The sequence below is a fragment of the Streptomyces sp. NPDC030893 genome (assembly GCF_055571535.1).
On sequence record NZ_JBVIFC010000006.1, the window covers coordinates 46,524 to 69,008 of the forward strand.

Here is a 22,485-nt window from a genome sequence, read left to right on the forward strand (position 1 = left end):
CCGCCGTGGGGCGCTATGTCGTCCGGCGGCTGCTCCAGATGATCCCGGTGTTCATCGGGGCCACGCTGCTGATCTTCCTCATGGTCAACGTGATGGGCGACCCCATCGCCGGACTGTGCGGCGAACGCCAGTGCGACCCGGCGACCGCCGCCCGGCTGGAGCAGGAGTTCGGCCTCGACAAGCCGGTCTGGGAGCAATACGTGACCTACATGGGGAACGTCTTCACCGGCGACTTCGGCACCGCCTTCAACGGCCAGGAGGTCACCGAGCTGATGGCGACGGCGTTCCCCGTCACCATCCGGCTCACCCTGATCGCGATCCTCTTCGAGATCGTCATCGGCGTCACCCTCGGCGTGGTCACCGGACTGCGCCGGGGCCGGCCCGTCGACACCGGCGTGCTGCTGCTCACCCTCGTCGTCATCTCCGTGCCCACCTTCGTCACCGGCCTGCTGCTCCAGCTGCTGCTCGGCGTGAAGTGGGGCTGGATCCGCCCCTCAGTCTCCTCCGAGGCGCCCTTCGACGAGCTGATCCTGCCCGGCCTCGTCCTGGCCTCCGTCTCCCTCGCCTACGTCACCCGGCTGACCCGCACCTCCATCGCCGAGAACCGCCGCTCCGACTACGTCCGCACCGCCGTCGCCAAGGGCCTGCCCCGCCACCGGGTGGTCGTGCGGCACCTGCTGCGCAACTCCCTCATCCCGGTGGTCACCTTCATCGGCGCCGACATCGGCTTCCTCATGGGCGGCGCCATCGTCACCGAGCGGATCTTCAACATCCACGGCGTCGGCTACCAGCTCTACCAGGGCATCCTCCGGCAGAACACGCAGACCGTCGTCGGCTTCGTCACCGTGCTGGTGCTGGTGTTCCTGGTCGCCAACCTGATCGTCGACCTCCTGTACGCCGTACTCGACCCGAGGATCCGCTATGCCTGACGGACGCCACGAACCCGAGCAGGCCATCGCGGGGACCGGGATGGGCGGCACCATGGACCTGGGTGTCGAGGAGGCCGAGACCCTGGAGAAGCGGCCGGAGGGCGACGGCGGCTCCGGACCGCAGGGCAAGCCGCGCTCCCTGTGGTCCGACGCCTGGCGCGACCTGCGCCGCAACCCCGTCTTCATCGTCTCCGCCCTGGTCATCCTCTTCCTGGTCCTCATCTCCCTGTGGCCCTCGGCGATCGCCTCCGGCAGCCCCCTCAAGTGCGACCTGTCCAAGGCCCAGCAGGGCTCCCAGTCCGGCCACCCCTTCGGCTTCGACGGCCAGGGCTGCGACGTCTACACCCGCACCGTCTACGGCGCCCGTACGTCCGTGGCGGTCGGCGTCCTCGCCACCCTGGGCGTCGCCGTCCTCGGCAGCGTCCTGGGCGCCCTCGCCGGGTTCTTCGGCGGCATCGCGGACTCGATCCTGTCCCGCATCACCGACGTCTTCTTCGCCATCCCGGTCGTCCTCGGCGGACTGGTGCTGCTGTCCGTCATCACCAGCAACACCATCTGGCCGGTCATCGGGTTCATCGTGCTGCTGGGCTGGCCGCAGATCTCCCGCATCGCCCGCGGCTCCGTCATCACCGCCAAACAGAACGACTACGTCCAGGCCGCGCGGGCCCTCGGCGCCTCCCACACCCGCCTGATGCTGCGGCACATCGCGCCCAACGCCATCGCGCCCGTCATCGTCGTCGCGACCATCGCGCTCGGCACCTACATCTCGCTGGAGGCGACCCTGTCCTACCTCGGCGTCGGCCTGAAGCCGCCCAGCGTCTCCTGGGGCATCGACATCTCCGCCGCCTCCCCGTACATCCGCAACGCCCCGCACGCGCTGCTGTGGCCCTCCGGGGCCCTCGCGATCACCGTCCTGGCGTTCATCATGCTCGGCGACGCGGTGCGCGACGCCCTCGACCCGAAGCTGAGGTGAGCCGCCGTGCTGCTCGAAGTGCGCGACCTGCACGTGGAGTTCCACACCCGCGACGGGGTCGCCAAGGCCGTCAACGGGGTCAGCTACGGCGTGGACGCCGGCGAGACCCTGGCCGTGCTCGGCGAGTCCGGCTCCGGCAAGTCGGTGACCGCGCAGGCCGTCATGGGCATCCTCGACATCCCGCCCGGCCGGATCACCGGCGGCGAGGTGATCTTCCAGGGCCGCGACCTGCTGAGGCTCAAGGAGGACGAACGCCGGAGGGTCCGCGGCGCCGAGATGGCGATGATCTTCCAGGACGCGCTGTCGTCCCTGAACCCGGTCATCAGCGTCGGCGACCAGCTCGGCGAGATGTTCACCGTGCACCGGGGCATGTCCCGCAAGGACGCCCGGGCCAAGGCGGTCGAACTGATGGACCGGGTGCGCATCCCCGCCGCCCGGGAGCGGGTCAAGCAGTACCCGCACCAGTTCTCCGGCGGCATGCGCCAGCGCATCATGATCGCGATGGCGCTGGCCCTGGAACCCGCCCTGATCATCGCCGACGAACCGACCACCGCCCTCGACGTCACCGTCCAGGCCCAGGTCATGGAGCTGCTCGCGGAACTCCAGCGCGAGTACCGCATGGGCCTCATCCTCATCACCCACGACCTGGGCGTGGTCGCCGACGTCGCCGACCGCATCGCCGTGATGTACGCGGGCCGGATCGTGGAGTCGGCGCCCGTCCACGACATCTACAAGGCCCCCGCCCACCCGTACACGCGCGGTCTGCTGGAGTCCATCCCGCGCCTGGACCAGAAGGGCCGGGAGCTCTACGCCATCAAGGGCCTGCCGCCCAACCTCATGAACATCCCGCCGGGCTGCGCCTTCCACCCGCGCTGCCCGCTGGCCCGGGACGTCTGCCGCACCGACGAGCCGCCGCTGTACGAGGTGTCGCCGGTGCGGGGGAGCGCCTGCCACTTCTGGAGGGAGTGCCTGGATGGCTGAGCCGATCCTGGAGGTCTCCGGCCTGGTCAAGCACTACCCGCTCACCCGGGGCGTCGTCTTCCGCAAGCAGGTCGGCGCCGTGCGCGCGGTCGACGGCGTGGACTTCCACCTCGGCCGGGGCGAGACGCTGGGCATCGTCGGGGAGTCCGGCTGCGGCAAGTCGACGGTCGCGAAGATGCTGGTCAACCTGGAGCGCCCGACGGCCGGTTCGATCCGTTACAAGGGCGAGGACATCACCCGCCTGTCGGGCAGGGCGCTCAAGTCCGTACGCCGCAACATCCAGATGGTGTTCCAGGACCCGTACACCTCCCTCAACCCCCGGATGACGGTGGGGGACATCATCGGGGAGCCGTACGACATCCATCCCGAGGTGGCCCCCAAGGGCGACCGGCGCCGGAAGGTGCGCGAGCTGCTCGACGTGGTCGGCCTCAACCCGGAGTACATCAACCGCTACCCGCACCAGTTCTCCGGCGGCCAGCGCCAGCGCATCGGCATCGCACGGGGGTTGGCGCTGCGCCCCGAGGTGATCGTCGCCGACGAGCCGGTGTCCGCGCTGGACGTCTCGGTGCAGGCGCAGGTCATCAACCTGATGGACCGGCTGCAGAGCGAGTTCGACCTGGCCTACATCTTCATCGCGCACGACCTGTCGATCGTCCGGCACATCTCGGACCGGGTCGGGGTGATGTACCTCGGCCGGATCGTGGAGACCGGCACGGACACCGAGATCTACGACCATCCCACGCACCCGTACACGCAGGCGCTGCTCTCCGCCGTCCCCGTACCGGACCCGGAGGCCCGCGAGCACCGGGAGCGGATCATCCTCAGCGGTGACGTCCCCTCGCCCACGAACATCCCCTCGGGCTGCCGTTTCCGCACCCGCTGCTGGAAGGCGCGGGAGCGGTGCGCGCTGGAGGTGCCGGCGCTCGCGGTGCCGGCCTGGTTCGAGGAGGCCGGGGGCCCGGCGGCGCACGACTCGGCCTGTCACTTCGCGGAGGAGAAGCACGTGGTCCCGGCGGAGGGGCACGGCAACGGGCCGGGGTGACATGAGGACATGCCACCCCGGCCCGCTCACGGCACCCGCACGGCCGTACGCCCTTCAGGGTTCCGTGTCCGTATATCGGAACCGCTTCCGCGGAGTTGCGCGCGTGTTAACGCGGTGCGTCCCCGTTCGGCAGGCCGAGCGAGTGCCGGAGGAAGTCGAGCTGGAGGCGGAGCAGGTTCTCGGCGACCTCCTCCTGCGGAGTCATGTGCGTGACGCCGGACAACGGCAGCACCTCGTGCGGGCGGCCGGCCGCCAGCAGGGCGGAGGACAGCCGCAGGGAGTGCGCGACGACCACGTTGTCGTCCACCAGCCCGTGGATGACCATCATCGGGCGGTGCGGTTCGGCGGCGTCGACCAGGCCCGCGTCGTCGATCACCGAGTTGCGGCGGTAGACGTCCGGCTGCTCGCCGGGGTGGCCGGCGTAGCGTTCCTGGTAGTGGGTGTCGTAGTGGCGGAGGTCGGTGACCGGGGCGCCCACCACGGCCGCGTGGAAGACGTCGGGGCGGCGCAGCGCGGCGAGGGCCGCCAGGTAGCCGCCGAAGGACCAGCCCCGGACGGCGACGCGGTCCAGGTCGAGCGGGAAGTCGGCGGCGAGCGCCTGGAGCGCGTCGACCTGGTCCTGGACGACGATCTCGGCGATGTCGTCCCTGATGGACTTCTCCCAGGCGGGCGAGCGGCCCGGGGTGCCCCGCCCGTCCGCGACGATCACCGCGAACCCCTGGTCGGCGAACCACTGGGAGGTCAGGTGCGGGTTGTGGGCGGCGACCACCCGCTGCCCGTGCGGACCGCCATAGGGGTCCATGAGCACCGGCAGGAGGGTGTCACCGGAGTAGTCCCGAGGCATAAGCACGGCGCACGGAATACGGCGTGCGCCCCCCTGGGTCAGGGTCACGCGGGGGGACATACCGGGGTCTTCGGCGTACGAGGGGACAGTCGCCGTCGGTTTCCCGTCACGCAGGACCACCGCCCGGGAACCTGGCCGGTCCGGTGTGGCGGAGACGAGCACGGTGACGCCCCCGGCGCGTACCGCGGAGTGCACGCCCGGCTCCTGGGAGAGGCGCTCCACGCCGAGCTCGTTCACCCGGTGGACGTGCACCTCGCCGGTCTCCGGATCGGCCGCCTCCGCGCCCGCCGACGCCGAGACCAGCACGTCGTCGTCGGAGACGTCGAGCACCGCGCGGATGTGCAACTGCCCTCCGGTGAGCGGTCGTTCACCGACGGCGAGTCGTCGTGCGCCCCCCTCGTCCGCGATCCGCACGAGCTGCCCGGACGGGCTCCAGCAGGGCACTCCGGGGAAAAGTTCAAGCCAAGTTGGATCTTCGTCGGCGTGCACCATGCGGGTCGCCCCGGAGTCCGGGTCCACGGCCAGGATCAGCTGCCCGCGCTGGTCGCGCGCCTGTACGAGCAGCAGCGGGGCACCCGCCGCTGACCAGTGCACACGCGCCAGGTAGGGATACCGCGCACGGTCCCAGGAGACCTCGGTACGGGTCCCGGCGAGGTCGATCACGAACAGCCGCACGTCCGCGTTCGGGGTGCCGGCGGCCGGGTAGCGGACGTGGCGCGGCTCACGTTCCGGATGGGCGGGATCGGAGATCCACCACCGCTGCACCGGCGTGTCGTCCACCCGCGCCACCAGCAGCCGGTCCGACTCCGGCGCCCACCAGAAGCCCCGGGAACGCCCCATCTCCTCGGCCGCGATGAACTCCGCGAGACCGTAAGTGACGTTCTCCTCCTCGGGGGTTGCGAGCGCCCGGTCGTCCGCCCCCTCGGCCCCGGTCACCCGCAGCGCGCCCCGGGCGACGTAGGCGACGTGCCGCCCGTCGGGCGACGGCCGCGGGTCGATCACCGGCCCCGCGGCGGGCAGTTCACGTGCCGTACCGGCCCGCAGTTCGGCCGCGAAGAGCCGCCCTGACAAGGCGAAAGCCGCCAACTCGACGGCCGCGTCGGTGGCGTAGCCGACGATGCCGGCACCGCCCTCACGGCTCCGCTCGCGTCGCGCCCGTTCCTCGGCGGGGAGGTGCTCCGAGGCCCCGCCCAGGAGGGCGCGCGGGTCGGCCGCCACGCGCTCCCCGCCCTCCTCCACGTCGAGTACCCAGAGTGAATGGGCCCGGTCCGTACCGGAACCCGAGCGGAGGAACACGACACGCGAGCCGTCGGGAGCCACGCTGAACGAACGCGGCGCGCCGAGCGTGAAGCGGAGGGTACGGGCGTGCCGTCGGGGGAAGGAGTCGGTCTCGGTCGTCATGCCTTGACCATATTGGCCATGCGCCCCCTTGTGCGGCCGTGCGCCGACCGATGCGCACGTACGGATAGTTATGATCGTTAGCGCATAGTGGGTATGAACCTGCTGGCTGCTGTGTGGATTTGATCTGCCCCCATATTCCTACCCCCGCGCCCTGGGATCCTTGGAGGTGAGCCGCCGTGGCACTCTCGATTTCGGCGGTGGTGCTGCTGGCGATCATCGTCTTCCTGCTCATCAAGAAGTCGGGCCTGAAGGCAGGCCACGCCGTGGTGTGCATGCTGCTCGGCTTCTACATGGCCTCGTCGACGATCGCGCCCACGATCAGTGAGCTCACGACGAACATCGCGGGGATGATCGGCAGCATCAACTTCTGATCGCCGCCGCCGGCCCCCTCGCGTGTTACCCGCCGGTAAGCAATGATGGCGGGGCCATCATTCACGCGCGCAGGGCGGAGCCGACGGTGACGACTTCCGAGGAACAGAGCCAGGAACGCGGCGAGGCACGGAACGAGGCCCGCACCAGGGTGCACGTCTTCCGGGACGACGCCCTCGGCGACCACGACGCGGTCGGCCTCGCCCGGGCGATCCGCCGGGGCGAGGTGAGCGCGGCCGAGGCCGCCCGTGACGCGTCGGCACGCGTCCGGGCCGCCGAGGCCCTGAACGCCGTCCAGGTCCACCTCGACCTGCCGGTCCACGGCTCCGCGACCGGCGGTGCCTTCGCCGGGGTGCCGACCTTCGTCAAGGACAACACCGACTACCAGGGGCTGCCCACGGGTCACGGCAGCGCCGCCTTCGCGCCCCGCGCCGCGCGGCGGCACGCCCCGTTCACCCGCCAGTTCCTGAGCACCGGCGTCACGGTGCTCGGCAAGACCAGGCTGCCCGAGTTCGGCTTCAGCCCCACCACGGAGTACGAGACCGGTGAGCCCGTCCGCAACCCGTGGCACATGGACCACTCGGCGGGCGGCTCCTCGGGCGGCAGTGCGGCCCTCGTCGCCGCGGGCGCGGTCCCGATCGCCCACGCCAACGACGGCGGCGGCTCGATCCGCATCCCCGCCGCCTGCTGCGGCCTCGTCGGCCTGAAGCCGACCCGCGGCCGGGTGGTGGCGAACGCGCAGGGCCGCCAACTCCCCATCGACCTCATCACCGACGGCGTGGTGAGCCGCTCGGTCCGCGACAGCGCGGCGTGGCTGGCCGCCGCGGAAGAGCACTGGTGGAACCCCAAGCTGCCGCCCGTCGGCCTGGTCGAGGGCCCCTCGGACCGCCGGCTGCGCATCGGCCTCCTGGTCGACTCCCCGAACGGCATCCGCTCCGACGCGGACACCCGGACGGCGGTGACGGAGACGGCCGAGCGCCTGGAGCGGCTCGGGCACACCGTGGAACCCGTGGAACTGGCCATCGACCCGCACTTCACCGACGACTTCCTCACCTACTGGGGCCTGCTGTCGTTCCTGCTCGGCGTCACGGGCAGGAAGCTCGGCGCGGACTTCGACCGGAACCGCATGGACGGCCTGAGCCGGGGCCTGCGCGAGACGTACCTGGGCAACTGGCGGAACACACCGGGCGTACTGCGCCGGCTGAAGCGCACCCGGCTGGCCTACGCGGCGGCGCTCCGCGGCCTCGACCTGATCCTCTCCCCGGTCCTCGCCCACACCACCCCGCCGCTCGGCCACCTCAACCCGACCGTCCCCTACGACACCCTGGTCCAACGCCTCGTGGACTACGTGTCGTTCACCCCGGTCAACAACGTCGTCGGCACCCCGGCGATCTCCGTCCCGGCCACCCACACGACCCCGTCCGGCCTCCCCATCGGCGTGATGTTCTCGGGCCGCCCGGGCGCGGAACGCAAGCTCCTGGAACTGGCATTCGAACTGGAGGCGGACCAGCCGTTCCGCAGCCTGCGGGACGCCTGACGGCCGGATCAGCCCTCGACCGCGTACGGCAGGAAACCGCTCCACGCGGCGGGGCTGAAGGCAAGTTGGGGGCCGTCGAGGCTCTTGGAGTCACGGACGTGAACGGTGGCGGGGGCGGTGGCGATCTCAAGGCAGGACTCGCCGTCAGGGCCGCTGCTGTAGCTGCTCTTGAACCAAGCTCCCGCGACTTCGACGCACGAGTCGCCTTCGTTGCCGTCGCTGTAGCTGCTCTTGAACCACGCGAGGCCTGAAGTGCAGCAGTCGGAGACCTTGCGGATCATGTTTCCCCCAGCAATTCCTCGATGAATGCCAGCGACTCCCGAGGTGGGAGAGCCTGCGCGCGGATGCTGCCATATCGTAGTTCGGCGATGCGGAGTTGCCGGACGTCCGAGACCGGACGGCCGTTGAAGGCTCCCTCGCAGCGTGCCACTGCTGAACCGTCCTCGAACTTCAGCAACTCGATCTTCCCGTCCAGGCCGGGGTGTGCCTCGCAGTGCGTCGGCATCACTTGCAGCGTTACGCAACGCAGCCTGCCCACGTCGAGGAGGTGCTCCAGCTGTCCGCGCCACACCATTGTGCCTCCGAGCGGACGCCGTAGAGGGGCCTCTTCCAGGACGAAACTGAGCGTGGGCGCCGGGTCTTTGCAGAAGATGGCTTGGCGATCCACACGAGCAGCTACCATCCGCTCGATCTCGTCCTGACTGTAGGCGGGTTGCCGTGACTCGAACGCTGCCCGTGCGTGATCGGGGGTCTGGAGAAGTCCGCTGATGCTGTGGCACACGTAGAGGCTGATCTCAACCGCCCGCGCCTCCAACTGTGCGAGATCCCGAACCTTCTTCGGGTACCGGACCCTCTTCACGTCCTCGTGCATCGCAGCGATGAGGCCACCGGCGTTCAGGACTTCGTCGGCCGTGTCCAAGTACTCCGGCCGAGGAATCCGCTTCCCCGTCTCGATCTTGTACACGAGATCCGCGCCGTATCCGGCCGCCGCCGCGAAGTCGTTGACCCGCAGGCCCGCCGCCTCCCGGCGGAGCCGCAACTGCCGCCCCACCGTGGCCACCACGGCCAGTGCCCAGTCGTCGTCCGGGTCCACCTCCCAGCCCGGCTCGTCCGTCTGGTCCATCTCGGTCCCGGCCCGCACCGCCTCACTGCTCACCGACATCTGTGCCCCTCCGTTGTGGTGCGACGTACTGTTCCGAGCCGTTCGCAGGAGCTACTTCGACAGCGCGGACAGAGCCCGCCGAATCTTGGACCGTAGCTCTACGTAACAGCTCAATTACCTATCTCAGTATGTCCGGTCGGCCACGCTCGGTGATGTGAATCAGCAAACTCAGGGAATCGCCGAGCACGGGTCAGGATCCGAACCCGACGGCCCCGTCCGGAACTTCAGCGTGCTGCTGTCGTCCACGCCGCGAGGCGCCCGTCTCGGCCGGTTGCTCGCGGTGGACACGCTCCGGAGCTGGGGGCTTCCGCACGAACGGGCGAGCCATGTCATCGCGGAACTGGCCGCCAACGCGGCGACGCACGGCCGCCTGCCCGGCCGCAGCTTCCGGCTCACGCTGTACGTGATCGGCTGCACGCTGCGCGTCGAGGTCACGGACACGCGCGGTGATCTGATGCCGGAGCCGCACGTGCCGGACCCGGACGCCGAGTCGGGCCGTGGCCTGCTGCTCGTGGAGGCGCTGGCCGACCGCTGGGGTGTGACGGAGGGGTGGTTCCCCCGCAAGACCGTCTGGGCCGAACTGGGCTTCACGCCACCGGAGCCCGCATCCCCGTGCTCCGGTGCCCTCGGCGACTGAAAGACAAAGAACCCCGGGGGAAAGCACCCCCACCAAACCCGACCCTTCCGCCTGTGGCCGTACTCACTCGGGCGGGTGAACATCGCCGTTCCGGCTGGATTTTCGCCCCTCCGAGGCCCGACGCTCAGGCCAACGACCACTGCACACATGAGACGGCCCCCGCAGGGACTGCAATCCCGGATGCGAGGGCCTGACCACCGAGGAAGGTAAAGGCTTCCCGATGGGTATCCAGAACCCTAGCGTGCTCCCGCGCGCCCAGGCCCGCCGTGCGGGCAACAGCCACTCGAACCGGGTCCACCGCAGCACAGGCGGCGGGCTCCACCACGACAACTCACCACACACCACCCGCTTCACGGTGGTCGGCAACCACCTCGCCCAGCACCCGGAGCTCTCCCTGCTGGCCATCGGGCTCGGCGTGCACCTCCAGTCGCTGCCCCAGGGCGCCCCGGCCGACATCAAGAGCCTCACCGCCCGGTTCCCGGAGGGGGCGACCCGTATCGCCGCCGCCCTGCGCGAGCTGGAGCGCCACGGCTACCTGCGCCGCGAACGGCACCGCACGCCCAACGGCTGCATCGTCAGCCGTACGGTCTCCTGCAACCAGCCGGCGGCGGCCCGCAACCACCCCCACCCCGGGCCCCCGGCAGCGGAACCACCGTCGCAGCCGCGTCCGCCGCAGCCCTGCGAGGAGCGCGTACCGCAGGCCGCACCGCGTGAGCGCAAACCCCTCCCCGCCGTACCCCGCCCCGAGTGCAACGTCCCCGCCCTGTTCCAGGCCGCCGCCGACCTCCTCGCGGACCTCCGCCGCCACCACCCGCAGCTGCTGCTCTCCGCCACCGACACGGCCCACCTGACCCCCGGAGTGGCTGCCTGGCTGGAGCGCGACGTGACGCCCGCCGCCGTACGCAGGGCCCTGACCGCCGACCTGCCCCCCGAGGGCGTACACCGCCCCGCCGCCTTCCTGGCCCACCGCCTGACCGCCCAGCTCCCGCCCCCGGCCCCGTACCGCGAACCGGCCGCCCCACTGCCGCCCGCACGGCCCCGGCTCCCGATGCAGGACTGCGACGGCTGCGACCGCCCCTTCCGCGCCCCCGAGCCCGGCCGCTGCCGCGACTGCCGACGAGAAGCGACCGCATGACCGTCGCACCCGGGGATCCGCGACGGAGCGGTTCCCACGTCTATCGGGCCATGCGGACTGTCGTGGAGTCCCTGGGTGACGCCGACACGGTCCCGGGCAAGTTCGAGATCACCAAGAACGGGATCGTCCACGACATGGCGGCGCCCAGTGGTCCGCACGAGCTGACCACCCTGCACCTGCGTAAGCGCGTTGAGAAGGTGGTGCCGGGGGAGCTCGTCGCGCATACGGGCAAGCCTGACGTCGAGGACGAGTGCGAGGGCATCATGCGGCACCCCGACGTGATGGTGATTGCCTGGGCCGACCTCGACGTCGAGGGTTCCATCGATCCCCGTACCGGCACCGGTGCCGTCCTCAACGAGATCCACGCCACCCCTGACGGCCCCCGCTACGCGGTCCGCAAGGACTTCGTCCACGGCGAGGACGTCACCATCGGGGAGTGGACCATCTCCACGCGCGGCCTGCCGCGCTACCAGGGCGCCGGTGCCTCATAGGGTGGGGGCATGACGGAACTGCCCTCCCGGCGTCTGATGCTGGTGCACGCCCATCCGGACGACGAGTCGATCAACAACGGCGCGACCATGGCCCGGTACGCCGCCGAGGGCGCCCAGGTGACGCTGGTCACCTGCACCCTCGGGGAGCGGGGCGAGGTCATCCCGCCCGGGCTGCGGCATCTGAGCGGAGCCGCCCTCGGGGGGCACCGGCTCGGGGAGCTCAGGGAGGCCATGGGGGCGCTCGGCGTCACCGACTTCCGGCTGCTCGGCGGGGCCGGGCGGTACTGCGACTCCGGGATGATGGGCCTGCCCGACAACGACGACCCCGGCTGCTTCTGGCAGGCCGACGTGGAACAGGCCGCCGGGCTGCTCGCCGAGGTGATCCTGGAGGTGCGTCCGCAGGTGCTCGTCACGTACGACGAGAACGGCGGGTACGGCCACCCCGACCACATCCAGACCCACCGCGTCGCCATGCGCGCCGTCGAGCTCGCCGCCGACGCCGGGTGGGACGTGCCCAAGGTGTACTGGAACCGCGTACCGCGATCCGTGGGGGAGGAGCTGTTCGCGCGTCTCGACGACGAGCTGGCGGAGCTTCCCTTCGACAAGGCGGGCGTCCTGGACGACGTACCGGGTGTCGTCGACGACGGGCGGATCACCGCCGCGATCGACGGCACCGCGTACGCCTCCGCCAAGGCCGCCGCCATGCGCGCGCACGCCACCCAGATCACCGTCGCCGAGCCGTACTTCGTGCTGTCGAACGACCTCGCCCAGCCGTTCTTCACCACCGAGTACTACGAGTTGGTACGCGGTAAACGCCCCGAAGTGCCGGAAGGCTGGGAAAGCGACCTGTTCGCCGGGGTCGCGCGGTGAGCGGGGAGCGTGCGCCCGCGCTGGCGCAGCCGCTGCGCATGCCGTCCGCCGGGCGGGCCGCGGCCTACCTGGGGCTGCTGGTGCTCGGCGCCGTCGCCGGTGTGGCGGGGGCGCTCGTGCAGCCCGGGTGGTTTCCCGGCGGGCTGCTGCTCGCGCTCGCCGGTGAGGCCGGACTCGTCCTGGGAGGGGCCCGGTTGATGCGCGGCCGGGGCGGTGGCGTCGCCGTCGCCGCGGGGTGGATGATCGTCGTCATCCTGCTGACGACCAGCCGTCCGGAAGGTGATTTCCTGTTCGCCGCGGGAGCCGGATCGTATCTCTTCCTGCTCGGCGGCATCGCCGTGGCTGTGATCTGCGCCACCCTTGGCGCCGGGCGGCAACCGGACGGCGACCCCGCCCGACTTGGCAAGTGACGTACCACTTCGCCGTGTCCCGGCGGTGCGGGTCCGGTGTGGGTTTCGCCAGCGGTACTGGGATACGGGCCGGACGCGGCCAGTAAGGTGGTGCGCGCCGCCGAGCCTCCCTCGAACTCTCGGCTTCGCCCGAGCAGGGGGGACCCCCACCGTGAGGTCGTGACGGGCGGCGGAGCCAACCGGGAGAACCTGCCTTGAGTCGTGAAACTGACACTCCGTCCTCCGGCCCCAACGGGCGCGGCGGAGCCGCCTACCCGTCGGGCACCCCGCCCTACGGGATTCCGGCGATTCCGGACGAGGGTACGAACGCGGGCCGTTCGGCCGAGCGGCCGGAGGAACGCAAGACCGAGACCACGCTGACGACCCGGATCCGGATCAACATCCCCGGATCGCGGCCCATTCCGCCGGTCGTCGTGCGCAAGCCCGTCACGGACGCGGAGAGCAAGGGCTCCACGGGTGCCGAGGACGCCGCGCCGGCTCCGGCCCCGTCGGCCGAAGCGGTCGAGCCTCCCGCCCTGCCCGCGCTGCCCACCCGGCCTGCCCAGTCCACCCCGTCCGCTCAGTCCGCTCAGTCCGCCAAGCCGGCGGCCGAGGAGAAGCCGGCCAGCGACTGGTTCGCGCCGCGCAAGTCAGGCTCGGGCAAGGGCACTCAGGGCGGCGGCTCCGCCAACGGGAGCGGCGCTCCCGGAGGTTCGGGCAGCGGCGCACCGGCCGCTCCCGCCGCGCCCGGTGGTGCGCGGCCGGGTGCAGGGCGGCCGGGTGGCGTGGTCGGCTCCATGGGCGCGCCGGGCGGTCCCCGTCCGGGCGGTACGACGGGTTCCGGGCCGACCGGTACGACCGGTGCGACCGGCGGTCCCGTCGCCCCCGGGCACGGCGGCGGCACCGGTTCGTTCGACGTGACCGAGGCGCTGGCCGGCGGTCCGGTGGGCAACGGCACCCGGCCGGGCGCCGCCGAGCCGCGCCGCGACGACCCGCCGTTCCTCCCGGAGGACGGTCCCGGCGCTCGCCCCGGGCAGCGCGGTCCCGGGCGGCCCACGGGGCCCCAGGGCGGGCCGCAGGGCCCCGCCGGACCCACGGGCGGCCCGGTCACCGGCAACGGTCCGATGGTCCCGCCCGGCGGTCCCGCCGGTCCCGCCGGGCCACAGCAGGGCGGCGGTCTTCCCGGCGCGCCCTCGGTCCCCGGCGCCGGGCTCAGCGACGACACCGCGATCCTCACCCCCCAGCAGCCCGCCGAACCCGGCACCCCGGGCTACGGGCCCCGCCACGACAACGTCTCCGGGCACACCGTCACCAGCGGCATCCCGGTCGTTCCCGCGAGCGCGGCCTTCGACGCGCCCGGGTCGGGACCCGGCGGTCCCCGTGCGCAGACGCCGCCCCCGAAGCGGCCCGAGCCGGCCTCCCCGGCCCCGGCGAGCTCCGCCAAGCCCCCGAAGAAGAAGGGGCGCAGCAAGCTCGTCCTGCTCGGCACGGGTGTGGTCGTCGTGCTCGGTGTCGCCTACGGTGCCGGTCTGCTGATGAACAGCTCCGACGTGCCCAAGGGCACCACCGTGCTCGGAGTCGACATCGGCGGCGGCACCCGCGACGACGCGGTGAAGAAGCTGGACGCCGCCCTGGAGGAGCGGCTGAACAAGCCGCTGAAGCTGTCGGTCGACGGCAAGACCGTCGAGCTCCAGCCGGACAACGCCGGCCTGCAGTTCGACACCGACGCCACCGCCGGCGCGGCCGCCACCAGCGACTACAACCCGGTCAACGTGATCGGCTCCCTCTTCGGCCAGCAGCGCGTCGTCGACCCGGTCATGCCCGTCGACGAGGAGAAGCTGGCCGCCGCCCTGGAGAGCGCCGCCGGCGGCTCGGGATCGGTGACCGAGGGCTCGATCACGTTCGAGTCCGGCAAGGCCGTCCCCGTGTACCCGAAGGCGGGCCAGGGCATCGACGTCGCCAAGGCGTCGGGCGTGGTGACGGAGGCGTACCGCACCCAGGTCGAGACCGGCTCGGCCGCCGCGGTGAACGTGCCGACGGCCCCGCAGCAGCCCAAGGTCTCCAAGGCCGAGGTCGACCGGATGATGAAGGAGTTCGCCGAGCCGGCGATGTCCGACATCGTGACCGTGCAGACCGACCCGGCGCACTCGATCCCGATGAGCCCCGAGAAGTCCCTGTGGAAGTTCCTCAGGGTCGAGGCCGTGAACGGGAAACTGGTCGACAAGCCCGACCTGAACGCCCTGAAGGAGCTGTACGGCCAGACCTTCGACGGCGTGCTCATCACCCGGGGCAACGGCGAGAAGACGGCCGTCACCCCGCAGGACGTCTACGGCGCCCTCCGCCAGGCCCTGATGAGCAAGACCGACCGGGTCGCGGTCATCGAGACCGACCCGAGCTGACCCGGCACGCACCCGCGCGCACGTAGGGGAGCGGCGCCGCACGATCCGTGCGGCGTCGCTCCCGTCGCCCAGTGGGACGGCGCGGTGCCGTCAGTTCAGCATCGCCCGAGCGGCGAAGGCCTCTCCCCGCACCTGGGCCGCGGCCCCCTCGTCCACCGCCTCCACCACCTCCGCGTACGCCTCCAGCTCGCCGGCCCCCGCCGCGAACTCCCCCCGCTGCACCAGCAGCCGGGCCCGCTCGTAGCGAAGGCGTGCCGCGTGCGACGGCAGCAGCAGGGACAGGTCCACCGCCCACAGGCCCACGTCCGACCGCTCCGGACGGGCCGCGGCCCACGCGCGTACGTTGTTCAGGACGCGCAGGACGACGTCCAGCGTCCCCGCCGGCGTCAGCATCGACGCGTCCAGCGGAGCGCCCGTCGCCCCCGCGACCAGCAGCTCCGCGTCCGCGCCGCTCAGCACCCGCCCGCCGTCGAACGGGTCGGCCAGCACCTGACCCGCGCCCGCCCCGGGCTCCCCGAACCCGACGACGAAATGCCCCGGCAGCGCCACCCCGTACACCGGCGCCCCCGCCCGCCGCGCCACCTCGATCCACACCACCGACAGCAGGATCGGCAGCCCGCGCCGCCGCCGCAGCACCTCGTGCAGCAGCGACGACTCCAGCCGCTGGTAGTCCTCCGGCCGCCCCTGGAAGCCGTACCGCTCACCCAGCAGCTCCCGCAGCGCCCGCGCCCACGCGTGCGGCGAACCCGGACGGTAGGGCAGCTCACCGGCCAGCCGGTCCAGCTCCACCTCCACGGCGTCCAGGCCCGTCTCGTCCAGCGTGCCGTCCGCCACCGCGCCCACCAGCAGACACAGCGCGGACAGGCCGGGCCGCTCGCTGCGGGCCTCCTCGGCGAACCGCCGGCGCAGTTCGGCGGAGCGCCCGGGCGGCGGCGGGTGCGGGAGGCGCATACCCGGTTCGTGCCCGCTCACGGCGCTCCCTCACCCTCCGGGGCGCCATAGTGGTGGTACGCGTGGTGCACGGCGAACCCCATGCGCGCGTACAGCGCCCGCGCGCCCGCGTTGTCCTCGTCCACCTGCAACCACGCCGCCGAGGCCCCCTCGTCCAGCGCCTTCCGGGCCAGCGCCGCCATCACGGCCGTCGCCAGCCCCTGCCGCCGCCGCGCCGGGTCCACCTCGACCGCCGCGAACCCGGCCCACCGCCCGTCCACGACACACCGCCCGATGGCGGCGGGGGCGCCCTCGCCCGGCACCGTCGCGAACCACACCGACGGCCCCGCGCCCAGCACCCGCAGCGCCACCTCGCTCACGCCCTTGCGCTGGTAGCGGGCCAGCCACGCCTCGTCCACCTCCCGCGACAGCACCACCCCGGACGGCTCCCCGCCCAGGTCGGCGACCGGCGCCAGCGGGCCCGTCCACACCCCGACGGACACCTTCCGCACCCAGCCCCGCCGCTCCAGCTCCGCGCAGAGCGGCTCCTGCGTCCCCTCCGCGCCCGTCGCGGTCTGGAGGTACGCGGGCAGCCCGCGCGCCGCGTACCAGCCGCGTACGGCCGTCAGCGCGTCGTCGAGCGGCATGCCCGGGTCACCGAGCGGCAGCACCGAGTTGGCCCGCCGCGTGAACCCGTCCGCGGCGCGCAGCTCCCACTCGCCCAGCCGCTCGCTCTCCACGGGCCGCCACGCCCGCGCGCAGACCCGCGCCAGCTCCTCGTACGAGACGGAGGGACCGCGCCGGCGGGCGGGTGCGGACGGCACGACCTTGCCCGCGACCAGCGCGGACTCCGCGACGCGGACACCCTCCCCGTTCTTCCTTGTGATCCGCAGCACACCGTTGTCCCATGATGTGAGAACACCCACCGTGTCCGTGAACTTCTCACCCGAGGGACCATGTTCGATCAAGCTCCGTACCGAGACCCGTTTTCCCACGTCAGCAGTGGTGATGCGGACCTCGAGGCGCCCGGCGGCAGAGATTTCCACAGGTCAGTTCACCCCTCCTGTTCGGATCATGCCCAGGAACGGAGATACTAGGGGCGGGCATCGACGACGCCGCGCTCCCGCGCGCCAGGCGGCGGAGCCTGAGGAGGCCCGCCAGCGCCCTATCGAGGAGGAACGACAGCGTGACCTACGTCATCGCGCAGCCTTGTGTCGACGTGAAGGACAAGGCGTGCATCGAGGAGTGCCCGGTCGACTGCATCTACGAGGGCCAGCGGTCCTTGTACATCCACCCGGACGAATGCGTCGACTGCGGCGCCTGTGAACCGGTCTGCCCGGTCGAGGCCATCTTCTACGAGGACGACACTCCCGAGGAGTGGAAGGACTACTACAAGGCGAACGTCGAGTTCTTCGACGAGCTCGGCTCGCCCGGCGGCGCCAGCAAGCTGGGGCTGATCGAGCGGGACCACCCGTTCATCGCCGCGCTGCCGCCGCAGGCGTAGCCGTCCCGTAAGCGGCCCCCGCATCGACGTGCCGCCTTGGTCCCGTACGGCCCGGTCCCTTCCGATCGCCGTACGGGGCCGAGGCGTTCGCCGGACCAGAAAGTGAGCCCCCGCCCGTGTCCGCAGTCTCCGACCGGTTGCCCACCTTCCCCTGGGACAAGCTGGAGCCGTACAAGAAGACGGCCGCCGCGCACCCCGACGGCATCGTCGACCTCTCGGTCGGCACGCCCGTCGACCCGGTGCCCGAGCCGATCCAGAAGGCCCTGACCGCGGCGGCGGACTCGCCGGGCTATCCGACGGTCTGGGGCACCCCGGAACTGCGGGACGCGATCACCCGCTGGACCGAGCACCGGCTGGGCGCCCGGGGGATGACCCACCGGCACGTGCTGCCGATCGTCGGCTCCAAGGAACTGGTCGCCTGGCTCCCCACCCAGCTCGGGCTCGGCCCCGGCGACAAGGTCGCCTTCCCGCGCCTGGCCTACCCGACGTACGAGGTCGGCGCCCGCCTCGCCCGCGCGGACCACGTCTCGTACGACGACCCGACCGAGCTGGACCCGGCCGGCCTGAAGCTGCTCTGGCTCAACTCCCCGTCCAACCCGACCGGCCGGGTGCTCTCCAAGGAGGAGCTGACCCGGATCGTCGCCTGGGCCCGCGAGCACGGCGTCCTCGTCCTCTCCGACGAGTGCTACATCGAACTCGGCTGGGAGGCCGACCCCGTCTCGGTGCTGCACCCCGACGTCAACGGCGGGTCATACGACGGCATCGTCTCCGTCCACTCCCTCTCCAAGCGGTCCAACCTCGCCGGTTACCGCGCCGCGTTCCTCGCCGGTGACCCGGCGGTACTCGGTCCGCTGCTGGAGATCCGCAAGCACGGCGGCATGATGACGTCGGCGCCGACGCAGGCGGCCGTGGTGGCGGCGCTGGGCGACGACGAGCACGTCCGCGTCCAGCGCGAGCGCTACGCGGCCCGCCGCACCGTCCTGCGCGAGGCCCTGCTCGCCCACGGCTTCCGCATCGAGCACAGCGAGGCCAGCCTCTACCTGTGGGCCACGCGGGACGAGTCCTGCTGGGACACGGTCGCCCACCTCGCCGCCCGGGGCATCCTCGTGGCCCCCGGCGACTTCTACGGCCCGGCAGGCGCCACCTTCGTCCGCGTGGCCCTGACGGCAACAGACGCCCACGTCCGGACAGCGGCCAACCGCCTGACCCAGTAACCCCCGCCCCGCCACGGGCACAGACCCGCGCACGGCTCGGGGCACGGCAAACGGGGCCTGGAGGAAAGCACCCCCAGACCCCGGACACCGCACAGGCCCGGCGCTAGCCGACCGGCAGCTCCTTCACCACAGGCACCGCCTTCTTCACAGCCGCGCCCGCGTCGGGCGTGCCCTTGCCGACACCCTTCGCCACGCTGTCCACGTTGTCCACGGTGTCACCGGTAGCCCCGTCCAGGGCGTTCAGCCCGACATGGGGCGCGGCCGGCAGCTGCGGAGCCGCGCTCGCGGCACCGGCCGCACCGACCCCCGCGGCCGCTCCCGCAGCGACGATCAGCGCGGCACGGGCGATCCGACGGGTCAGGGGGAGGGTCATGGTGCTCCTTCGAGACGGCAGAAGTGCAGAAGAACTCGGACGCCGTGACTACCGCACGACCGCCGCGAAGGTTGCGGCGCGACAGCGTAAAGAGTTGGCAATCCAGCACCCCGCGGCCCGCGCACAACGCCTGCGGGGGACAGCCCGCACGCCTGCGCGGTCCACCCGAGGACCACCGCACGGGCCTACCGCACGGTCGTGATCCGCACCGCTCCCGCGCCGCCGTCCACCGTCCCCGCGGACCCCTTGCCGTCGTCCTGCCGCCACTGGTCGTCCGTGGTCCCGGCGGTCCACTCCCGGCCGGCGTACGACACCCGCTTTATCCGCAGTTCGGAGGCGTTGGCCACGGCCCAGTGCGCGAGCTGCCAGCCCCGCGCGCCGGCGCTCCGCCCGGCTCCCGCGCCGCCGTCCTCGGTGACCGGAATCGTCACGGTCCGCCCGTCGGAACCACCGCTGCCGGAGGCATCCGAGGCCTCCGCGGACGGCGTGGACGTCACCGAGCCGTCGCGGCCCACCTCGGCACCCGCCGGCTCCAGCACGTCCCGCCCGAAGTCCCGGGCCAGCGCGGCCCGTACCGCGTCCGGGCCCGCCGTGCGCGACGCACCGGGGCGGCCCTCGCAGGTCAGCGTCGCCGCCGTGCGCCCGGTGAGGGCGGCGGCCAGCAGCGCGGCGTCCGGTTCGTGCTTGGCGTACGCCTGCGGGAACCCGCTGCGTTGCACCCGCTGCGCGGCGACGGTGAGCGGCAGCCGGGTGTACCCCGGCACCTCCTCGAGATGCTCGTAGAACTTGTCCGCCGCGTACGACGGATCCATGATCTCCTCCGGCGTGCCCCAGCCCTGCGAGGGACGCTGCTGGAACAGGCCCAGCGAGTCACGGTCGCCGTAGTCGATGTTGCGCAGCGTCGACTCCTGAAGAGCCGTCGCAAGCGCGATCGTCACGGCCCGTTCCGGCAGATCACGCGCGGTGCCCACGGCGGTGATCGTCGCCGCGTTCACCGCCATCTCGGGGGTGAGCTCGTACGTCGCGCCGTCGGCCTTGCCGGACACGACCTTGCAGCCCGGACCGCGGGCACCCCCGGTGTCGTACTGCACCACCACGTAACCGGCGACCGCGGACAGCACCACAAGACCCGCACTCCAGCGGAGGACACGGCCGCGACGCGTGCGCTTGGAAGGAAGGGACGGCTCTGGCACGCGTACAAGGTACTGGAGAGTACGGTTCCGTGTGAGCCGGGTGTGAACAGTCGTGCGCGGCCCGCCGGGTTAGGGTCGACGGCATGGCCGACACCCCGCTTGACCTCACGCTGGACGCCGCGCGCCTGACCGCGCAGCTCGTCGACTTCCCCTCCGAGAGCGGCACCGAGAAGCCGCTCGCGGACGCGATCGAGACGGCGCTGCGCGCACTCCCGCACCTCACGGTCGACCGGTACGGCAACAACGTCGTGGCGCGCACCCGGCTGGGGCGCGCGGAGCGGGTGATCCTCGCCGGCCACATCGACACGGTCCCGATCGCGGACAACGTCCCCTCCCGGCTCGACGCCGACGGCACGCTGTGGGGCTGCGGCACCTGCGACATGAAGGCGGGTGTGGCCGTCCAGCTGCGCCTCGCGGCCACGGTCCCCGCCCCCAACCGCGATCTGACCTTCGTCTTCTACGACAACGAGGAGGTCGCCGCCGACCTCAACGGCCTGAAGCATGTGGCCGAGGCACACCCCGAGTGGCTGGAGGGCGACTTCGCGGTGCTCCTCGAACCCTCCGACGGCCAGGTCGAGGGCGGCTGCCAGGGCACCCTGCGGGTACTGCTGCGGACCACCGGCGAACGCGCCCACTCCGCGCGGAGCTGGATGGGCTCCAACGCGATCCACGCCGCCGCCCCGATCCTCGCCCGCCTGGCCGCGTACGAGCCCCGCTACCCGGTGATCGACGGCCTGGAGTACCGCGAGGGCCTGAACGCGGTCGGGATCTCCGGGGGAGTGGCCGGCAACGTCATCCCCGACGAGTGCGTTGTCACCGTCAACTTCCGCTACGCCCCGGACCGCACCGAGGAGGAGGCCCTGGCCCACGTCCGCGAGGTCTTCGCGGACTGCGGGGTGAGCGAGTTCCTCGTCGATGACCACAGCGGCGCGGCCCTCCCGGGCCTGTCCCACCCGGCCGCCGCGGCCTTCATCGAGGCCGTGGGCGGCACCCCGCAGCCCAAGTACGGCTGGACGGACGTCTCCCGCTTCTCCTCGCTGGGCATCCCGGCCGTCAACTACGGTCCCGGAAACCCCCACTTGGCGCACAAGCGGGACGAGCGGGTGGACACCGCGAAGATCCTCGCGGGGGAGGAACGGCTGCGCACCTGGTTGACGGCCTGAGCCCACGCGCGCACGGGTGCGTTTGGAACGCTCTCCCGTGGACATGCTGACGTCCCCCGTACGTAACCCGCGTAGATCTACGCTGAGGCGGTACGACCTGGCACATGGAGGGAGCACATATGGCTACCGGCAACCCGGAGGGTAAGAAGAAGCCACCGGAGGAGCAGCGCCTGGGGCCGGTCCTCCGCCGGCGGGGCCAGGTGCAGCGGAGCACCACCGATCAGCGGCTGCTGGACGAGCGTGCCCCGTCGGACTGGGTCCACACCGATCCCTGGCGGGTGCTGCGCATCCAGTCGGAGTTCATCGAGGGCTTCGGCACGCTGGCCGAACTCCCGCCCGCGATCAGCGTCTTCGGCTCGGCCCGCACGCCGGTGGACTCGGTGGAGTACGAGGCCGGGGTGCGGCTGGGCCGGGGCCTGGTGGAGGCGGGCTTCGCGGTGATCACCGGCGGCGGCCCCGGGGCCATGGAGGCGGCCAACAAGGGCGCCCTCGAGGCGGACGGCATGTCGGTCGGCCTGGGCATCGAGCTCCCCTTCGAGCAGGGGCTGAACCGCTACGTCGACATCGGCCTGAACTTCCGCTACTTCTTCGTCCGCAAGCTGATGTTCGTGAAGTACGCCCAGGGCTTCGTGGTGCTGCCCGGCGGCCTCGGCACCCTCGACGAACTCTTCGAGGCCCTGACCCTCGTCCAGACCCAGAAGGTCACCCAGTTCCCCATCGTCCTGTTCGGCACGGAGTACTGGGGCGGCCTGGTCGACTGGCTCCGCACATCGGTCATCGCCGGAGGCAAGGCGGCGGAGAAGGACCTCCTCCTGTTCCACCTCACGGACGACGTGGACGAGGCGGTCGCCCTGGTCTCGAAGGAAGCGGGCCGCTAGAGGCAGAGCCCGGGGGTCCGGGGGCGGAGCCCCCGGGACGGGACGGGAAGGGGCGGCGGGGGCGAGAAAGC

23 protein-coding genes are annotated in these 22,485 nt (G+C 72.0%); 16 read left to right on the plus strand and 7 right to left on the minus strand.

Annotated features, from left to right (window positions below; all coding sequences use genetic code 11):
* The first annotated feature begins 5 nt into the window (after positions 1-5).
* Genes ACZ434_RS14295 through ACZ434_RS14310 form a run of 4 tightly spaced genes read left to right on the plus strand, consistent with a single transcriptional unit; the run spans position 6 to position 3,925 of the window.
* Positions 6-929: an ABC transporter permease gene (locus ACZ434_RS14295; RefSeq protein ID WP_468455401.1), complete on the plus strand. Its 924-nt coding sequence runs from the start codon at positions 6-8 to the stop codon at positions 927-929.
* Complete coding sequence (locus ACZ434_RS14300; protein ID WP_468455403.1) at positions 922-1,902, plus strand: ABC transporter permease; 981 nt, start codon at positions 922-924, stop codon at positions 1,900-1,902. Before ACZ434_RS14295 ends, ACZ434_RS14300 begins: the two co-directional genes overlap by 8 nt.
* A gap of 6 nt (positions 1,903-1,908) precedes the next feature.
* Positions 1,909-2,883 carry an ABC transporter ATP-binding protein gene (locus ACZ434_RS14305; protein WP_468455405.1) on the plus strand — a complete coding sequence of 325 codons (975 nt, stop codon included), beginning with the start codon at positions 1,909-1,911 and terminating at the stop codon, positions 2,881-2,883.
* Positions 2,876-3,925, plus strand: a complete 1,050-nt coding sequence (locus ACZ434_RS14310) for an ABC transporter ATP-binding protein (RefSeq protein WP_468455407.1) — start codon at positions 2,876-2,878, stop codon at positions 3,923-3,925. The genes ACZ434_RS14305 and ACZ434_RS14310 overlap by 8 nt, the downstream gene beginning before the upstream one ends.
* 106 nt (positions 3,926-4,031) lie before the next feature.
* Here the strand turns inward: ACZ434_RS14310 and ACZ434_RS14315 are convergent, their stop codons facing one another.
* Entirely contained in the window at positions 4,032-6,170 is a 2,139-nt protein-coding gene (locus ACZ434_RS14315; RefSeq protein ID WP_468455410.1) for a S9 family peptidase, read from the minus strand.
* Between the two features lie 176 nt (positions 6,171-6,346).
* Here ACZ434_RS14315 and ACZ434_RS14320 point away from each other — a divergent pair, with 176 nt between their 5' ends.
* Together ACZ434_RS14320 and ACZ434_RS14325 are read left to right on the plus strand one after the other, a co-directional pair.
* Entirely contained in the window at positions 6,347-6,541 is a 195-nt protein-coding gene (locus ACZ434_RS14320; protein WP_042172665.1) for a hypothetical protein, read from the plus strand.
* Between the two features lie 86 nt (positions 6,542-6,627).
* Positions 6,628-8,076, plus strand: coding sequence for an amidase (locus ACZ434_RS14325; protein WP_468455413.1), 1,449 nt, complete (start codon positions 6,628-6,630; stop codon positions 8,074-8,076).
* An 8-nt stretch (positions 8,077-8,084) separates the two neighbouring features.
* Here ACZ434_RS14325 and ACZ434_RS14330 read toward each other — a convergent pair whose 3' ends face one another.
* Both ACZ434_RS14330 and ACZ434_RS14335 read right to left on the minus strand, forming a co-directional pair.
* Positions 8,085-8,357, minus strand: coding sequence for a DUF397 domain-containing protein (locus tag ACZ434_RS14330; protein ID WP_468455415.1), 273 nt, complete (start codon positions 8,355-8,357; stop codon positions 8,085-8,087).
* Complete coding sequence (locus ACZ434_RS14335) at positions 8,354-9,238, minus strand: helix-turn-helix domain-containing protein (protein WP_468455417.1); 885 nt, start codon at positions 9,236-9,238, stop codon at positions 8,354-8,356. Before ACZ434_RS14335 ends, ACZ434_RS14330 begins: the two co-directional genes overlap by 4 nt.
* Before the next feature lie 154 nt (positions 9,239-9,392).
* On the opposite strand from ACZ434_RS14335, the gene ACZ434_RS14340 reads away from it, so the two are divergent.
* The 6 genes from ACZ434_RS14340 to ACZ434_RS14365 all read left to right on the plus strand — a co-directional run bounded on the left by ACZ434_RS14340 (position 9,393) and on the right by ACZ434_RS14365 (position 15,159).
* Complete coding sequence (locus ACZ434_RS14340; RefSeq protein WP_468455419.1) at positions 9,393-9,875, plus strand: ATP-binding protein; 483 nt, start codon at positions 9,393-9,395, stop codon at positions 9,873-9,875.
* 220 nt (positions 9,876-10,095) lie between these two features.
* Complete coding sequence (locus tag ACZ434_RS14345; RefSeq protein ID WP_468455421.1) at positions 10,096-11,010, plus strand: helix-turn-helix domain-containing protein; 915 nt, start codon at positions 10,096-10,098, stop codon at positions 11,008-11,010.
* Positions 11,007-11,501 (plus strand): Uma2 family endonuclease, encoded by a 495-nt coding sequence (locus ACZ434_RS14350; protein WP_468455423.1) that lies wholly within the window; start codon positions 11,007-11,009, stop codon positions 11,499-11,501. The genes ACZ434_RS14345 and ACZ434_RS14350 overlap by 4 nt, the downstream gene beginning before the upstream one ends.
* 9 nt (positions 11,502-11,510) lie before the next feature.
* The gene (gene mshB / locus ACZ434_RS14355) at positions 11,511-12,371 is read left to right on the plus strand and encodes an N-acetyl-1-D-myo-inositol-2-amino-2-deoxy-alpha-D-glucopyranoside deacetylase (protein ID WP_468455425.1); all 861 of its coding nucleotides are present in this window, start codon (positions 11,511-11,513) and stop codon (positions 12,369-12,371) included.
* A 38-nt stretch (positions 12,372-12,409) separates the two neighbouring features.
* Positions 12,410-12,781 carry a DUF6113 family protein gene (locus ACZ434_RS14360; RefSeq protein ID WP_468455881.1) on the plus strand — a complete coding sequence of 124 codons (372 nt, stop codon included), beginning with the start codon at positions 12,410-12,412 and terminating at the stop codon, positions 12,779-12,781.
* Positions 12,782-12,975: 194 nt separating this feature from the next.
* Positions 12,976-15,159: a hypothetical protein gene (locus ACZ434_RS14365; RefSeq protein WP_468455427.1), complete on the plus strand. Its 2,184-nt coding sequence runs from the start codon at positions 12,976-12,978 to the stop codon at positions 15,157-15,159.
* 90 nt (positions 15,160-15,249) lie between these two features.
* Here the strand turns inward: ACZ434_RS14365 and ACZ434_RS14370 are convergent, their stop codons facing one another.
* Complete coding sequence (locus tag ACZ434_RS14370; RefSeq protein ID WP_468455884.1) at positions 15,250-16,110, minus strand: transglutaminase-like and tetratricopeptide repeat-containing protein; 861 nt, start codon at positions 16,108-16,110, stop codon at positions 15,250-15,252.
* A 17-nt stretch (positions 16,111-16,127) separates the two neighbouring features.
* Positions 16,128-17,135 (minus strand): GNAT family N-acetyltransferase, encoded by a 1,008-nt coding sequence (locus ACZ434_RS14375; protein ID WP_468455429.1) that lies wholly within the window; start codon positions 17,133-17,135, stop codon positions 16,128-16,130.
* Between the two features lie 140 nt (positions 17,136-17,275).
* On the opposite strand from ACZ434_RS14375, the gene fdxA reads away from it, so the two are divergent.
* Together fdxA and ACZ434_RS14385 are read left to right on the plus strand one after the other, a co-directional pair.
* Complete coding sequence (fdxA, locus tag ACZ434_RS14380; protein WP_004926152.1) at positions 17,276-17,593, plus strand: ferredoxin; 318 nt, start codon at positions 17,276-17,278, stop codon at positions 17,591-17,593.
* Between the two features lie 116 nt (positions 17,594-17,709).
* Positions 17,710-18,807 (plus strand): bifunctional succinyldiaminopimelate transaminase/glutamate-prephenate aminotransferase, encoded by a 1,098-nt coding sequence (locus ACZ434_RS14385; protein WP_468455431.1) that lies wholly within the window; start codon positions 17,710-17,712, stop codon positions 18,805-18,807.
* A gap of 103 nt (positions 18,808-18,910) precedes the next feature.
* Here the strand turns inward: ACZ434_RS14385 and ACZ434_RS14390 are convergent, their stop codons facing one another.
* Entirely contained in the window at positions 18,911-19,180 is a 270-nt protein-coding gene (locus ACZ434_RS14390) for an ATP-binding protein (protein ID WP_468455433.1), read from the minus strand.
* 185 nt (positions 19,181-19,365) lie between these two features.
* Positions 19,366-20,373, minus strand: coding sequence for a VldE C-terminal domain-containing protein (locus ACZ434_RS14395; RefSeq protein WP_468455435.1), 1,008 nt, complete (start codon positions 20,371-20,373; stop codon positions 19,366-19,368).
* Between the two features lie 83 nt (positions 20,374-20,456).
* On the opposite strand from ACZ434_RS14395, the gene dapE reads away from it, so the two are divergent.
* Both dapE and ACZ434_RS14405 read left to right on the plus strand, forming a co-directional pair.
* The gene (gene dapE, locus ACZ434_RS14400) at positions 20,457-21,536 is read left to right on the plus strand and encodes a succinyl-diaminopimelate desuccinylase (RefSeq protein WP_468455437.1); all 1,080 of its coding nucleotides are present in this window, start codon (positions 20,457-20,459) and stop codon (positions 21,534-21,536) included.
* A gap of 119 nt (positions 21,537-21,655) precedes the next feature.
* Positions 21,656-22,414: an LOG family protein gene (locus ACZ434_RS14405; protein WP_468455439.1), complete on the plus strand. Its 759-nt coding sequence runs from the start codon at positions 21,656-21,658 to the stop codon at positions 22,412-22,414.
* Positions 22,415-22,485 lie beyond the last annotated feature (71 nt).

Bases quoted from the DNA above. Each gene is read 5' to 3' on its own strand.
- ACZ434_RS14330 (WP_468455415.1), bottom strand. From the start codon at position 8,357: ATGATCCGCAAGGTCTCCGACTGCTGCACTTCAGGCCTCGCGTGGTTC.
- ACZ434_RS14335 (WP_468455417.1), bottom strand. From the start codon at position 9,238: ATGTCGGTGAGCAGTGAGGCGGTGCGGGCCGGGACCGAGATGGACCAG.
- ACZ434_RS14370 (WP_468455884.1), bottom strand. From the start codon at position 16,110: ATGCGCCTCCCGCACCCGCCGCCGCCCGGGCGCTCCGCCGAACTGCGC.
- ACZ434_RS14350 (WP_468455423.1), top strand. From the start codon at position 11,007: ATGACCGTCGCACCCGGGGATCCGCGACGGAGCGGTTCCCACGTCTAT.
- dapE (WP_468455437.1), top strand. From the start codon at position 20,457: ATGGCCGACACCCCGCTTGACCTCACGCTGGACGCCGCGCGCCTGACC.
- mshB (WP_468455425.1), top strand. From the start codon at position 11,511: ATGACGGAACTGCCCTCCCGGCGTCTGATGCTGGTGCACGCCCATCCG.
- ACZ434_RS14315 (WP_468455410.1), bottom strand. From the start codon at position 6,170: ATGACGACCGAGACCGACTCCTTCCCCCGACGGCACGCCCGTACCCTC.
- ACZ434_RS14405 (WP_468455439.1), top strand. From the start codon at position 21,656: ATGGCTACCGGCAACCCGGAGGGTAAGAAGAAGCCACCGGAGGAGCAG.
- ACZ434_RS14345 (WP_468455421.1), top strand. From the start codon at position 10,096: ATGGGTATCCAGAACCCTAGCGTGCTCCCGCGCGCCCAGGCCCGCCGT.
- ACZ434_RS14360 (WP_468455881.1), top strand. From the start codon at position 12,410: ATGCCGTCCGCCGGGCGGGCCGCGGCCTACCTGGGGCTGCTGGTGCTC.
- ACZ434_RS14390 (WP_468455433.1), bottom strand. From the start codon at position 19,180: ATGACCCTCCCCCTGACCCGTCGGATCGCCCGTGCCGCGCTGATCGTC.
- ACZ434_RS14310 (WP_468455407.1), top strand. From the start codon at position 2,876: ATGGCTGAGCCGATCCTGGAGGTCTCCGGCCTGGTCAAGCACTACCCG.
- ACZ434_RS14300 (WP_468455403.1), top strand. From the start codon at position 922: ATGCCTGACGGACGCCACGAACCCGAGCAGGCCATCGCGGGGACCGGG.